Raw genomic sequence first — 12,234 nt, 5'->3', positions numbered from 1 at the left:
TGAACCGAGTAGTGGACTACTCGAATCTGTTGGCCGAGGGCCTGACCGGTCAACGCATCGGTCGAGCGAACACGGAAACGAGCAACGGTCAGGGGTTCAGTTTCCGTTGCCGGTTCGCTGCCCGCCGGATCTGAAGGATCCGGACACCACCGACGAGCGCCATGACCACCGCACCTGCGATGGCGGCGAACAGCAGAGTGACACCGAGCGGGACCGTGAACTCCCAGACGAACAGTTCCAGGACGACGCTGTCGAGGTTCTGCAGGATGAACACGAGAAGCAGGATCAGAACGAGAATGCCGATGACCAGACCAGTCCACGTCGCCCCGGTACGGGTGTGCTTGATCCCCTTACCCCTCGCCACATCCGACGGTATCCCGGAACCCGCGTCATGGGCGTGCGGGTCGGAAGTAGGCACCCCACCGCCCGGCGTCTGTCCTGCCGGCAGGTGCGGTCCGGCGTTCGGTGTTTCGTCCGTTGGGGGCAACATGGGACCCGATTACCCAGGCCGTCACCCCACCAACCGGGTCAGGGCTGTTCCTCCGGCACGTCGGGATGTCGATCATCGTGGCGTGATCAACAGGGGCACGAACCGGTCGATCAACTCCTGGATGGGATCCTGCGCCACCGGCGGTGGTGGTGACGCCGGATCCTCCGCGAAGGCACCGAGAACGTCACCGGTGTGCTGGTCGGCAGTGCCGTACGTGTTGGCCGCTACCGAGAAATCGGGCCCGAACGACGCGGACGCGACAACACTGGGCCCGAGGTCCGACCACCCCCACTTGGTTCCGGTCACCGACGGCAGCCGCCCGGTACCCCAGTTCTGATGGGTTCCGTCGGCCGCGACGGGGGCCGCGGTGGCCATCCACTCCAGAATGCGGCTGGCCGGATCGGTGGTCTTCTTCGCCTCGAGGAACGTCACGGTGTCCGCGGTGCTGGTAACCGCATCGCCCCAGAATCCGGAGCCGCGCGTACTGGTCAGCCGATACTCGGCGGCGATCGCATCGATCGACTGCGGGTACTTGGCGTACGCCTGCGAGGCGGCGGAGTCGTCGCTGTCGCGGATCATCCGCTGTCCGAGCGCGAGGTCCTCGGGAGAGCCGTCGCCGTGCCGGAGCATGTAGTCGGCTACATACAGCTTCACGATCGACAAACCCGGCCGGGCCTCCCCCTGATTCGCCGTCCCGACGCGGGTTCCGCTCGGGGTGTGCATGAACGACAGCGCCGTCCGCCCCGGCACGTCGTCGATCCTGTCGGGCGTCGGGGCCGAGTGGGCCGTCACTCCGGACGCGGACGCGACGAGGCCCGCGACCAACAGCGACAGCGCGGCGCGGCACACCCACCTCTTCATACCGTGCGAGTACCCGGTTCCACCCGGCTCAGCCGCCCCGATCACCGGATATCCGGTTCCTGCGGTGTCTGTCTCCCGAGTCGGTGCGCCGGTCGGCACCGTCGGTGCACACTGAACTCAGCCACGCGGCCCGGATCGGTGCTCTTACCGGAACCGCGGAGGCGGTGCAGGAGGACCGGATGTTCCACCGCGGCGAGCACGCCGTCACCGAAGCCCCCACGCTCGACGAGGACCTCCTCGTCGAGCCCGTGGCCCGCCGCCGCCCGTGGGTCGAATTCTTCGCATCCACGCCCGGACGGCTGACCGTGCTGGGGATCGCGCTCATCGCCGCGGTCATCGCCGCGGGCGCGATCACCTCGGCGGCGGTCGGCGCGCGGCAACAGCGGGTCGAGACACTGCGCACCCACACCGAGCCCCTGGCAAACGCAGCCCAGGCCCTCTACAGCTCGCTGTCGATCGCCGACGCCGCCGCGACCACGTCCTTCGTCTCCGGTGGCGGTGGTGCCGAGTCGACGACCGGCGCGGAGCAGTTCACCCAGGCGATCGGAGACGCCTCGAACGCGCTGGTCACGGCGACCAATGGGGTGTCGTCGCAGGACGCCGGATCGCTGGCGCTGTTGTCGGACGTCGTGCGCAACCTCGCCGAGTACTTCAATCTCGTCGCCACGGCTCAGGCCAACGACCGGGCCGGGAACCCGGTCGGGGTGGCGTATCTGGCCGATGGGTCCGCGCTCATGCAGGACACCATCCTCCCGTTGGCGGAGCGACTCTACGTCCGCCAGGCCGAGGCGGTCGCCGACACCCAGACGCACACGGCCCAGCTGCCCGCGGCCGCCTTCACGGTGACCGCGGCCGCACTTTTCGCCCTCGCCCTCGCCCAGCTGTACCTCATCCGGAAGAGCAAGCGCCGATTCAACCCCGGCCTCGCTGTCGCCACCCTGCTCCTGGCCGGACTCCTGCTGTGGCTGATCGCCGGGAGCCTGGTGTCGACGTCGGCAAGCGAACACGCGAGAACCGAAGGTACGCAACCCATCAACGCAGTTGCGCGCGCTCGCATCCTGGCGCAGCAGGCCCGCGCCGACGAAACGCTCGCCATCCTGCAACGCGGGTCCGACACCCAGTCGGAAATCGACTACGCGCGGCACTCCCAGGCGCTGTCCGACGAGCTCACCCGACAGCTGGAGAGCTCGCACGGTCGCGCCGCCGAGCAACAACTCCGCGAGGCCGTGACGGCCCGCGACGGCTGGCTGGCCGCGCACCGGGATATCGAGATCGCCCTCGAGCGCGGTGACTACCCGACGGCCGCGGCGATCGCCGCCGGATCCGGCTCGGGCACGTCGTCGGCGCAGTTCGCCGCCCTGGACGAGTCCCTCCGGAACGCGATCGACCGACTGCGCGACGACGAGGCCAACGCCGTGACGGACGTCTACCGATCGATGTCGTCGCTGGCAGTCGGTAGCATGATTATCGGCGTGTCCTGCGGATTCGCCGTCGGCGGGGGTATCTGGCCGCGACTGAACGAGTACCACTGATGACACAGGTGAGGCTATCGAGACCGGCGGCGAGACCGTGTGCCCGGCGCCTCGCCGGCCTACTCGCCGTCGCGGTCGCCGTCCTCGCCGGCTGCGCCGCACCCGACCCTCTCACCCCGACCATCGCGGCCACGTACACCGCACGACCGATGACGGACGGCGCCCAGATCATCCCGCCCACGAACAGTCCGCCGCCGGAACCGCCGCTCCCCGAGTCGTGCGGGGCGCTCGCGAGCCTGCGTCCCGGCCCGCAGCCCCCGCCCGGGCAGATGCCGCCCGGTGGGTCCCTCGCCGCGATCGCCGCACGCGGCCGGTTGATCGTGGGCGTCGACCAGAACACCAACCTGTTCAGCTTCCGAGACCCGACCACGGGCACCCTGCAGGGGTTCGACGTCGACCTGGCGAAGGAGGTCGCCCGGGACATCTTCGGCGATCCGACCAGGGTCGAGTTCCGGCTGCTCACCTCCGCCGGCCGGTTCTCCGCACTCGAGAACAACGAGGTCGACGTCGTCGTCCATGCCACCTCGATCACGTGTGAACGCGCACGACGCGTCGGCTTCTCCACCGAGTACTTCCGCGCCTTTCAACGCATTCTGGTCCCGCAGGGTTCCGACATCACCGGCCCGGCGGACCTGGCAGGAAAACGGGTCTGCACCTTCGTCGACACCACGTCGCTCGCCACCGTCCAACGGGTCGCGCCGGACGCCACGATCCTCGCGGTCCCCGACTGGGACGACTGCCTCGTCACCATGCAGAAAAAGCAGGCCGACGCGGTCAGCACCTCCGACTCGCTCCTCGCCGGGCTCGCCTCCCAGGACCGGAATTTTCGGATCGTGGGGCCACAGCTGGAGGCGGAGCACTGGGGAATCGGTGTCAACAAGGGCAGGGACGACCTGGTGCGGTTCGTCAACGGCACCCTCGAACGCATACGCGCCGACGGAACCTGGATGCGCCTGTACGACCGGTGGCTCGCCGCCCCCCTCGGGCCGATCGCAGGCCCACCCCCGGCGACCTATCGAGATTGAGGGGCAGCGAGAAGACATCGGACGGTGTTCGAAAGTTGTTGCGACACTGAGCATGCCGACAACCGATGGCAGTACTGCCGCTTCCGTCCGGCGAGTCGAGGACACAGTTTCGGCCGAGACGCTGTGAACACGTTCAGCGATGCGGCGCTCGATCGACGGGGCATGCGCTGGGGCTATGACCCGGAGACTGTCAATGCGTACCGCACTGCCTGCCTGACTGTTTCGGTCTTGATGGAGGTGTCTTCTTCTCTGGTGCACAGGCATACGGGCGATGGTGGCACGTCGTGCACGGGGACGAAGGTGACCTGCGGATGGCGGTGAGTGTTCGGCACGAGAGCGCTTGTGATTGCTATGGCTTCTCCGGACGCGACAACTTCCAGCAGTTCGCCGATTGTGCGTACGGAGGGGCCATAGGCCACTTGTTTCCCGCTCGGACGCGGATCGCATGCCCACCACCGAACCCATTCTTGGTCTGCGTCCAGGTCGGTGACGTGTGGATCGTCGTCGAGTTCGCTGACGGACACTGACTGGCGGTGTGCGAGGCGGTGCGTCGCCGGGAGTGCGACAACCCGGCTTTCCCTGTAGAGCTCGTCGAAGCGCAGTCCGCGGTCGTCTGCCATGGGCGGGCGCACGACCGCGGCGTCGACGGCACCACGCCGCACCGCTGATGCCTGCTCGGACCAGGCGAGCTCGACGAGATCGATCGACCACTGGCGGTGCTGTCGGCGGAGATGCTCGAACAACGCCTGGGTGTGTATACCGATCGCGGCGGTCATGAATCCGATGCGGAGGTGAGTCTCCTCCTGCCGGACTGCGTCGAGTGCTCGTTCGGCCGCCGCGACGGCCGCGCGTGCCTCGAGCAGGAATCGTTCTCCCGCGAGAGTCGGTTTGAGTGGATGGGCGGAGCGATCGACAAGTTCGACACCGAGTTTGCGTTCGAGACTGCGGATCTGCTGTGTCAATGCCGGGGGGCTGATGAAGAGCTTGTCGGCTGCGCGACCGAAGTGTCCTTCGTCGATGACGCTGATGAGATAGGACACCTGCCGCAGGTTGAGATCCACCGCGCTCACACGATCTCCTCGGACAGTCAATTGCGTCTTCGCGCGAGCTGAACAGCACCGCTCTGCTGCGACGTTAAGTAAAAGGTTAACACCCGCCGCCGGGAATGTAATGGACGTCACATGACGCGCTGGGTCACATTGGTTGGGCCATCACTATCGCCGGTACAGCCGCCGGCCAGATGGGACTCGTCAGGCGTGTCATGGCGAGGCGAGTCAGAATCACCTCTTCAAAGATTGAAGGTACAAGCAATGCGTACTACAGCTGCCGGTCCATTGTTCTGGATGACCGATCCCGGTAGGACCCCCAAGGGTTCGCGCAAGGAGTTCATCGACCCGAACAAGATCCCGTGGACGGATTGGCTCATGCCGGGGACTCGCTTCCGGCTGCTCTACGCGAATCTGGCGACCGGGAGTTTCACGGTCATTCTGCAGGTGGATCCAGGTGTGCAAGCGACTCCGCACTGGCACATGGGCAATGTGCAGGCATACATCCTCGACGGCGGATTCCATTACCACGAAGACGATCCCGGTGTCGCCGGCACCTACACCTGTGAAGTTGCAGGTGCGGTTCACGAGCCGATCGCGCCGAACGGTACGACGATGCTGGCGTTCGTCGAGGGACCGATCGCCGGATACCTGCCCGACGGGAACCTCGGCGTGGTGGCCGATGCCCGCCTGCATTACTACATGGCCCGCGACAACGACGCGATCGCACACGCACAGATTGTCGACTACGCCACCGATCCGTCGGTGAACATGCATGACAGAGCCGACAGCTGATGGGCCGCCTCGCGGGAAAGGTCGCGTTCATCACCGGCGGTGCCCGCGGGCAGGGACGGGCGCATGCGGTGCGTTTCGCCGAGGAAGGCGCCGACATCGTGGTCGTCGATCATTGCGCGGACATCGATTCCGTTCCCTACGCCTTGGCGACCACCGATGATCTGGATGAGACCGTGCGTCTCGTGAAAGACCGCGGAGTGTCTGTCCTGAGTGTTCAGGCGGATGTTCGCGACCTCGCCTCACTCGAGCATGCGCACCGACTGGCGATCGACGAGTTCGGCAAGATCGACGTGCTCGTCGCCAATGCCGGTGTCGGAAGTTTCGGTCCCGCTCTGGAGATCAGCGAGCAGCAATGGCAGGACGTCATCGACATCGACCTGACCGGCGTCTGGAAGACCGTGCGCGCGGTGGCCCCGGTGATGGTGGAGCGAGGCGAGGGCGGTTCGGTGATCTTGACGAGTTCGGTTGCCGGTCTCGTCGCCTTCCTCAATTTGGCCCACTACACCGCGGCCAAACACGGGGTGGTCGGGCTCATGCGCGCTCTGGCGGCCGAACTTGCCCCCCACCGCATCCGCGTCAATTCGATTCACCCCACGACCGTGGACACCCCCATGGTCGACAACGCCGAGACACGTGAGCTGTTCCTCCCGGGAGTGGAGAGTCCGAACCGCGAGGTAGCGGCGGAGCTGATGAAGAACCTGAATGCGTTGCCCGTGCCGTGGATCGAGGACGTCGATGTCAGCAACGCGGCGCTATGGCTCGCCTCCGAGGAAGCCCGCTACGTCACCGGTGTCGCCCTACCGATCGACGCCGGCGCGACCGCACCATTCAAGATGCCCCACCAGTAGGCGGGCACTGTTGTCGCACTGCGTCCTGTACTTCAGTGAGGACGCTTTCACCGCCACGGGGAGGCGGACGGGTCGGTGAGCGCGCTCTCCCAGCCAGAGGCCGAGCCTTCCGAGCCGGCCCGAAGTATTCCTCGCAAGCCGTAACGCCGGCTACATCATCGGCCGCCGTCCTCGTCGTCTCCGGCGGGATATGCAATCGCCAACTCCCCGATCTCGGCAACCAACTCTGAGGAGAACCACAATGAGCACTGCACATGAAACACGCACCGCCGCAGCGCATACCCCGTACGAAAAGGAATTCGTCCACATGATGGACGATGTCGATGCACTGATCGACTCCCTCACCAACCCCCTGCACCGTAAAATCCTGATCAACTATCGCCGGCACGCACTTCTCGAAGTTTCCGGACGCTACGAAGAACTTCTCGCCCCGACCATGACGGTCGCCGAACCGCACTACCGGATCTTCGAAGGTGGGCAAGGTGTGATCCTCGACGGCATGGACGCGGTTCGCAACTTCTACAAGTCCCTGGCCGACATGGACATGCTCGTAATGTGGACCGGAAAGCAGAAGATGGCGGTAAACGATTGGGGCTTCGCCGGCGAAGCTGAATTCAATCAGTTCGTTCCGGGATCATCGCTGGGCGACAACGTTTTTCAATTTTCCGACAAGGACATTGCACCAGAGTCGCAATACGACGCCGACTCCTACTACCTCGTCCGCCGCACCCTCGCCTTCGTGTGGCCCTACAACGAGAAGGGGAAGATGATCGGCGAAAATGTCTACGAGGACGTCCACTCAAAGGCAGTCACGAAAGTACGCGACGAGAATGTCATCACGGCCCCACGCGCCGCGGAGCTACTTGCCCCGCTCATCGAGAAGTATGGTGTGCCGGAATGATCGCTGAGCCTGTCTGAGGTAGGCGCCGGAGCAAGCGGCGGGACTTGTCAGCGGGTGCTACGTGCGGTGCCTGGACCTCGATCCGTGGCATGACGCCCTGGCTGCAGCTCGACGCCACTCGAGCTCGTACCGAGGAAGTCCGGAATCTCGCGTGGTCTTACATCACGCGGTCTTACCCTGATCACGAGAGGCGAAGGGCGGATGAATAATGCTGCTGCAGAACCGCACCACGATCGTCCACGGGGGCAGTGGCGCCGTCGGCTCCGCGGTCGCGCGGGCGTACGCGCGGGAAGACGCCGAGGTGCACCTCACCTGACGCACGCGAGCCACGCTCGAGGATGTCGCCCACCGCATCAGGGACGAGGGCGGGATTGCGCACGTCGCTGTACTCGATGCGGTGGACCGGGACGCGGTTGAACGACATGCCGCGGCGGTGGGGGACCAGAGCGGAGGCATCGACGTCTGCTGCCACGGCGCCCGAGTTACGCCGAGGTCGCGAACGCGGCCGTCTTCGCCGCGTCCGACTGGGCCCCGACGATGACCGCGACCGAGATCAACCTCACCGGGGGCGCTGTCGTCGACTGACCCGGGGCCGCAGGCTGGACGAACGCCCACAGGCACTCGTCTCGCGGAGACCGGCAATGGTCGTACGATCGTGGAGCCGCGACGATGCGTTCTCGTCTCGCGATCGGTCACCAACGGCGAAGCACCGCAGCACGGAGGAGAGCCCGATGTCGAGCCTGAGGGCGTACCTCATCTCGACGCGACCGACGAGGATGTCTCGATCGGCGGCGCCGGCCTGGCCGTGGCAGCGATCGAGCTCGGCCGCGTCGACGAGCTGCGCGTGTTCCGCAATCCGATCGTCGTCGGTGGCGGCACGCCGTTCCTACCGCCGGTCACCGAAAACCTCCAGCGTGGTGTGCACATCCGAAAGGGGACGTCGCCGATGACCGTCCGTACTGTGAACACTGAGGCAGGGCGACTCTCCGGTGACCACACCGACGGGGTCGCCCGATTCCTGGGAATCCCCTACGCGGCAGCTCCAGCGGGCGAACGCCGATTCGCACCCCCTGGCCCTGCCGAGCGATGGGCAGGGACCAGGAACGCCCCCGGTTACGGCGCTACCGCACCGCAGCCGTCATTGCACCCCGCTCACGCGAATCTCGCGCCGCTGATCGGGCCCGGATGGGTCACTGGAGACGGCGACTACCTCAATCTCAACGTCTGGACACCCGACCCCGGCACGAGTGGGCTTCCGGTGATGGTCTACGTCCACGGCGGCGGGTTCATGATCGGCTCGGGCGCCGCCCCCGCCTTCGACGGCACCTCGTTCGCGCGCGACGGCGTCGTCCTGGTCACCGTCAATTACCGACTCGGGGCGGAGGGCTTCCTCGCTCTGTCCGGTGAGGTCGCGAACACGAACATCGGATTGCGTGATCAGATCGCAGCACTGCGCTGGGTTCGCGACAACATCGCCGGGTTCGGCGGGAACCCGGACAACGTCACCGTCTTCGGCGAATCGGCCGGCGGCACCTCCGTCGCGTTCCTGCTGCACTCCCCGCTGGCCGCCGGACTGTTCCGGCGCGCGATCGTCCAGAGCGGACACGACGAGATGGCCCGCCGGCTCGAGCTCACCGAAGAACTCACGAAGGCACTCGCCGCCCGGCTCGGAACCTCCCCGACCACAGAAGCATTCCGAGCATTCTCTGCCTCCGACCTGCTGCACGCACAGGCAGCTCTGCTCAGAAACGAACCCCACCCAGACCTGCGCGACGGCAACGGTGTCGACCCGGGCCACCGTCGTGCGCTGTTCCTCCCCACCACGGGTGACGACGTCCTCCCCGACCCGGTCGGGGTCCCGAGCACACATTCGCGCGGGGTCGACCTGTTGATCGGCACAACACTCGAGGAGGCCAATCTCGGTTTCGGTGCCGACCAGTTCGCCGCCTTCGACGCGCTTGACGCCGTAGCCGAGCTGGCCGCCACCTACCCCGATGCCGAAGCGCTCCTCGAACGACACGGTCTCCACGACCCGGCCGTCACCCCCGCGCACGCACTCACAGCCGCCTACACGGACCTGATGTTCCGATCACCGAGCCGACGCGCCGCCCGCCGCCACCCAGGCCCCACCTACGTCTACGAATTCGCATGGCGATCACCACTGCACGGCGCCGCACACGGCCTCGACGTCCCCTTCGTCTTCGACACCACACAGGCATGCCGCGGGCTCATCGGCGACGACGCACCCGGCGCCCTCACCCAGGCGATGCACCAAGCCTGGCTCGACTTCGCAACCCACGGAGATCCCGGCTGGCCCACCTACGACGACGCCAGAAAAGCGATGAGATTCGATGCGAGCGCCCACCTCTGCGAGGACACCGCTCCCGAGGGCACCGGCGCCGAATACCTGTCCTGATCCAGGCCGGCTGGAGCACGGCAACGGCGGTATCGGCGTCCGGCGCGGATCCGGACGCCGATACCGTTCACGTCAGTCCGAAACCGTGTCGGCGGCCCGGCCGAGGTGGCGGGCGAAGAACCGAACCGAGCTGTCGCTCTCGTATTCGGGCACCGGGTAGTGCCTGCCCGAGTAGGCGTGCAACGTCTTCTCCTTCGATGCGAAGGCGTCGAACAACGCGACCCCGGAGGTGCGGTCGAATTCCTCGTCGTCCCAGAGAATCCGGTACTCGACCGGGACGGTGATCTTTCTCGCCGCCTCGATCAGAGCATCGCGCACGAAGACCCCACCGAAACTCACGGCAGCGATCCGAGATTCGACCGCCGTCAACATCATCCCGGTCACGACACCCAACGTCATGCCGCCGTAGCCGATCGGCGTTTCGACGCCGATCTCGGGCAGCGCCTGAAGGTCGTCCAGTGCCGCCTGCCATTCCGGCACCGCACGCTCCGCCAGCGACATGTTGTAGTCGATCACGATCGGGGCGATCGGTTCACGCGCCGCCCGGGCCCGATGGATCGCCTCTGCCCACCGCTGATCCTGAAGGTTTCGCGGCCGGTCGCCATGTCCGGGCGCGTCGATGGCGGCGACGGTGTACCCATAGGTGGTCACGCAGTGGAGTGCACCGGCTACCAGCCCCGGCGCCTTCTTGTGCATGCCGCCGGAGTGCCCCGACAGCAGCAGCGGTGCGCGGACGGTTCCGGATGTGGGCGACCAGAGCACGCCGGTGATCTCATCCAGTGTGAATGTACGTTCGATGACACCATTCGACGATGTCTCGGAGGTGAAATGCATGGTGTTGCCTTTCGGGATTGCCTTGTTGTCGAGGCGCTCCCGGCGACACCTATGTCAATCGCCGAACCGTGAACACGAGTGGGAGCACCCACATGGTTACTGCGTTCATGGGTCTCACCTCCTCGCGTGATGTCACGGTCTGGCGCACGCTATCAACCTGAGCCGAATCCCGTCCAACCTATTTCCAGCACGCGAGGGCCGATCGCTGATTGGCCGCGCCCGGAATTCCTTCAGGTCGAATGGAGGGTGGGTCGGTAGATGAGCTCTTGGATGTGACCGTCCAGCGTCCGGTTCTCGAGCAGTTCCAGGTCGAAGTCGGCCCCACCCTGGAAGATCGGGTCATCACCGGTCTGACCGGTGATCACAGGGAAGATCGTCACCTGCAGGCGGTCGACGAGGCCGGCGGCCATCAGCGCCCGATTCATCGCCAAGCTGCCGTGCGAGCGCAACGGCACCTCGGACTCCTCCTTGAGCCGGGCGACGACGTCGACAGCGTCACCGCTCACGACGGTCGCGTCCGGCCAGTCGAGAGGTCCTTCCAGCGTCGTCGACACCACCGTCGCCGGCAGGCTCCTCATCCTGGTGACCCAGGGGTCACGCACTTCGGACTCCTCGGTGCTCGAGGCCAGCATCTGTGCGAACGCCCGATAGGTGTTGGCCCCGAAAATCATCCGCTGCTCCGTGCTGTACAAGCCAAGGCGGTGGTCGAGCAACTCGGGGCCTTGCTTACCCCAGTAGCCGCCCCAGTCGCCGCCGCTGATGCCGCCGAAGCCGTCGAGACTGGAAAAGACGTCGAAGGTGTAGGTCGCGGTCATGTCGTTCTCCTCGAATGCGGTTGTGGTCGGTGTAGGTACAGACTGGGAACCACTGCGAAACTCATCGCCGTCGTACTGGACGACGTGTGGTCGCAACACGAGTGTCGCGTCCTCCGTTCCGGCTCGCCGCCTCGCGCGTGGAGAGCGAGGCGGCGAGATCGGTTGCGCGGTGAACCGGCAGGCTCAACCCTTGATGAGGTCGTCGATCTGGCCGATCGCCTGCGAGGCACCCTCGACCACACCCATGTCGAGCACCTGCTGGAGGCCTTCGGCGGTTGCGTAGGTGCTGACGTAGGTGGCGATGGTGCTGCCGTCCTTCTCCTCGAAGGAGTACTCGTTGGTGGACACCGGCATCGATTCGATCGGGGTGAAATCCGCATCGGCGAATCCGTCGGTGAAGGTGAAGCCGGTCGGCTCATCGACGGAGACGATGTTCCAGTAGCCCGCATGCTTGTCGCCCTCGGGGCCGGTCATGTAGTAGTTGACCCGCCCGCCGGGGGTGAACTCGTGGTCGACCACCGTCGCCGGGTACGTCGGCGGACCCCAGATCTTCTCGAGCTGGCGAGGATCGGCATAGATCTGCCAGATCCGCGCTCGGGGCGCGGCGAACTCGGCGGTGATGGTCAGGGTCAGTGCGTCGATGTCGTGGCTGACATTGGTGACAGGCATCG

At 66.0% G+C, this 12,234-nt stretch carries 12 protein-coding genes; 6 read left to right on the top strand and 6 right to left on the bottom strand.

Annotated features, from left to right (window positions below; translation table 11 throughout):
• Positions 1 to 88 precede the first annotated feature (88 nt).
• Positions 89 to 490 (bottom strand): lipopolysaccharide assembly LapA domain-containing protein, encoded by a 402-nt coding sequence (locus tag PSR88_RS19365; protein ID WP_016884629.1) that lies wholly within the window; start codon positions 488 to 490, stop codon positions 89 to 91.
• Between the two features lie 72 nt (positions 491 to 562).
• The gene (locus PSR88_RS19360; RefSeq protein WP_016884630.1) at positions 563 to 1,351 is read right to left on the bottom strand and encodes a hypothetical protein; all 789 of its coding nucleotides are present in this window, start codon (positions 1,349 to 1,351) and stop codon (positions 563 to 565) included.
• 83 nt (positions 1,352 to 1,434) lie between these two features.
• Here PSR88_RS19360 and PSR88_RS19355 point away from each other — a divergent pair, with 83 nt between their 5' ends.
• Together PSR88_RS19355 and PSR88_RS19350 are read left to right on the top strand one after the other, a co-directional pair.
• Positions 1,435 to 2,883 carry a hypothetical protein gene (locus PSR88_RS19355; protein WP_016884631.1) on the top strand — a complete coding sequence of 483 codons (1,449 nt, stop codon included), beginning with the start codon at positions 1,435 to 1,437 and terminating at the stop codon, positions 2,881 to 2,883.
• Entirely contained in the window at positions 2,883 to 3,908 is a 1,026-nt protein-coding gene (locus PSR88_RS19350) for a glutamate ABC transporter substrate-binding protein (RefSeq protein WP_016884632.1), read from the top strand. The genes PSR88_RS19355 and PSR88_RS19350 overlap by 1 nt, the downstream gene beginning before the upstream one ends.
• 173 nt (positions 3,909 to 4,081) lie before the next feature.
• On the opposite strand, the gene PSR88_RS19345 is transcribed toward PSR88_RS19350, so the two are convergent.
• Positions 4,082 to 4,978 carry a LysR family transcriptional regulator gene (locus tag PSR88_RS19345; RefSeq protein WP_011596372.1) on the bottom strand — a complete coding sequence of 299 codons (897 nt, stop codon included), beginning with the start codon at positions 4,976 to 4,978 and terminating at the stop codon, positions 4,082 to 4,084.
• Between the two features lie 240 nt (positions 4,979 to 5,218).
• Between PSR88_RS19345 and PSR88_RS19340 the strand changes: the two genes are divergently transcribed.
• From PSR88_RS19340 to PSR88_RS19325, 4 genes are all read left to right on the top strand, one after another.
• Positions 5,219 to 5,749 (top strand): 2,4'-dihydroxyacetophenone dioxygenase family protein, encoded by a 531-nt coding sequence (locus PSR88_RS19340; RefSeq protein WP_029539727.1) that lies wholly within the window; start codon positions 5,219 to 5,221, stop codon positions 5,747 to 5,749.
• Positions 5,749 to 6,597: a mycofactocin-coupled SDR family oxidoreductase gene (locus tag PSR88_RS19335; protein WP_016884634.1), complete on the top strand. Its 849-nt coding sequence runs from the start codon at positions 5,749 to 5,751 to the stop codon at positions 6,595 to 6,597. Before PSR88_RS19340 ends, PSR88_RS19335 begins: the two co-directional genes overlap by 1 nt.
• A 241-nt stretch (positions 6,598 to 6,838) precedes the next feature.
• On the top strand, positions 6,839 to 7,498 hold the full coding sequence (locus tag PSR88_RS19330) for a hypothetical protein (protein WP_011596369.1): 660 nt from the start codon (positions 6,839 to 6,841) through the stop codon (positions 7,496 to 7,498).
• A gap of 655 nt (positions 7,499 to 8,153) precedes the next feature.
• A complete protein-coding gene (locus PSR88_RS19325; RefSeq protein WP_016884637.1) occupies positions 8,154 to 9,914 on the top strand; it encodes a carboxylesterase family protein in 1,761 nt (586 codons plus the stop codon).
• A gap of 72 nt (positions 9,915 to 9,986) precedes the next feature.
• Here the strand turns inward: PSR88_RS19325 and PSR88_RS19320 are convergent, their stop codons facing one another.
• The 3 genes from PSR88_RS19320 to PSR88_RS19310 all read right to left on the bottom strand — a co-directional run bounded on the left by PSR88_RS19320 (position 9,987) and on the right by PSR88_RS19310 (position 12,232).
• Positions 9,987 to 10,748, bottom strand: coding sequence for an alpha/beta hydrolase (locus tag PSR88_RS19320; RefSeq protein WP_016884638.1), 762 nt, complete (start codon positions 10,746 to 10,748; stop codon positions 9,987 to 9,989).
• Between the two features lie 230 nt (positions 10,749 to 10,978).
• Positions 10,979 to 11,563 (bottom strand): dihydrofolate reductase family protein, encoded by a 585-nt coding sequence (locus PSR88_RS19315; RefSeq protein ID WP_009476880.1) that lies wholly within the window; start codon positions 11,561 to 11,563, stop codon positions 10,979 to 10,981.
• 183 nt (positions 11,564 to 11,746) lie between these two features.
• The gene (locus tag PSR88_RS19310) at positions 11,747 to 12,232 is read right to left on the bottom strand and encodes an SRPBCC domain-containing protein (RefSeq protein WP_009476879.1); all 486 of its coding nucleotides are present in this window, start codon (positions 12,230 to 12,232) and stop codon (positions 11,747 to 11,749) included.
• Positions 12,233 to 12,234: the final 2 nt, after the last annotated feature.

It is taken from the genome of Rhodococcus sp. DK176 (assembly GCF_038447315.2).
GTDB classification, from domain to species: Bacteria; Actinomycetota; Actinomycetes; order Mycobacteriales; family Mycobacteriaceae; genus Rhodococcus_F; species Rhodococcus_F jostii_A.
The sequence above is the reverse complement of the archived record's forward strand: the minus strand, read 5'-3'. Positions and strand labels throughout refer to the sequence as shown.

Bases quoted from the DNA above. Each gene is read 5' to 3' on its own strand.
- PSR88_RS19330 (WP_011596369.1), top strand. From the start codon at position 6,839: ATGAGCACTGCACATGAAACACGCACCGCCGCAGCGCATACCCCGTAC.
- PSR88_RS19340 (WP_029539727.1), top strand. From the start codon at position 5,219: ATGCGTACTACAGCTGCCGGTCCATTGTTCTGGATGACCGATCCCGGT.
- PSR88_RS19360 (WP_016884630.1), bottom strand. From the start codon at position 1,351: ATGAAGAGGTGGGTGTGCCGCGCCGCGCTGTCGCTGTTGGTCGCGGGC.
- PSR88_RS19315 (WP_009476880.1), bottom strand. From the start codon at position 11,563: ATGACCGCGACCTACACCTTCGACGTCTTTTCCAGTCTCGACGGCTTC.
- PSR88_RS19335 (WP_016884634.1), top strand. From the start codon at position 5,749: ATGGGCCGCCTCGCGGGAAAGGTCGCGTTCATCACCGGCGGTGCCCGC.
- PSR88_RS19365 (WP_016884629.1), bottom strand. From the start codon at position 490: ATGTTGCCCCCAACGGACGAAACACCGAACGCCGGACCGCACCTGCCG.
- PSR88_RS19350 (WP_016884632.1), top strand. From the start codon at position 2,883: ATGACACAGGTGAGGCTATCGAGACCGGCGGCGAGACCGTGTGCCCGG.
- PSR88_RS19320 (WP_016884638.1), bottom strand. From the start codon at position 10,748: ATGCATTTCACCTCCGAGACATCGTCGAATGGTGTCATCGAACGTACA.
- PSR88_RS19310 (WP_009476879.1), bottom strand. From the start codon at position 12,232: ATGCCTGTCACCAATGTCAGCCACGACATCGACGCACTGACCCTGACC.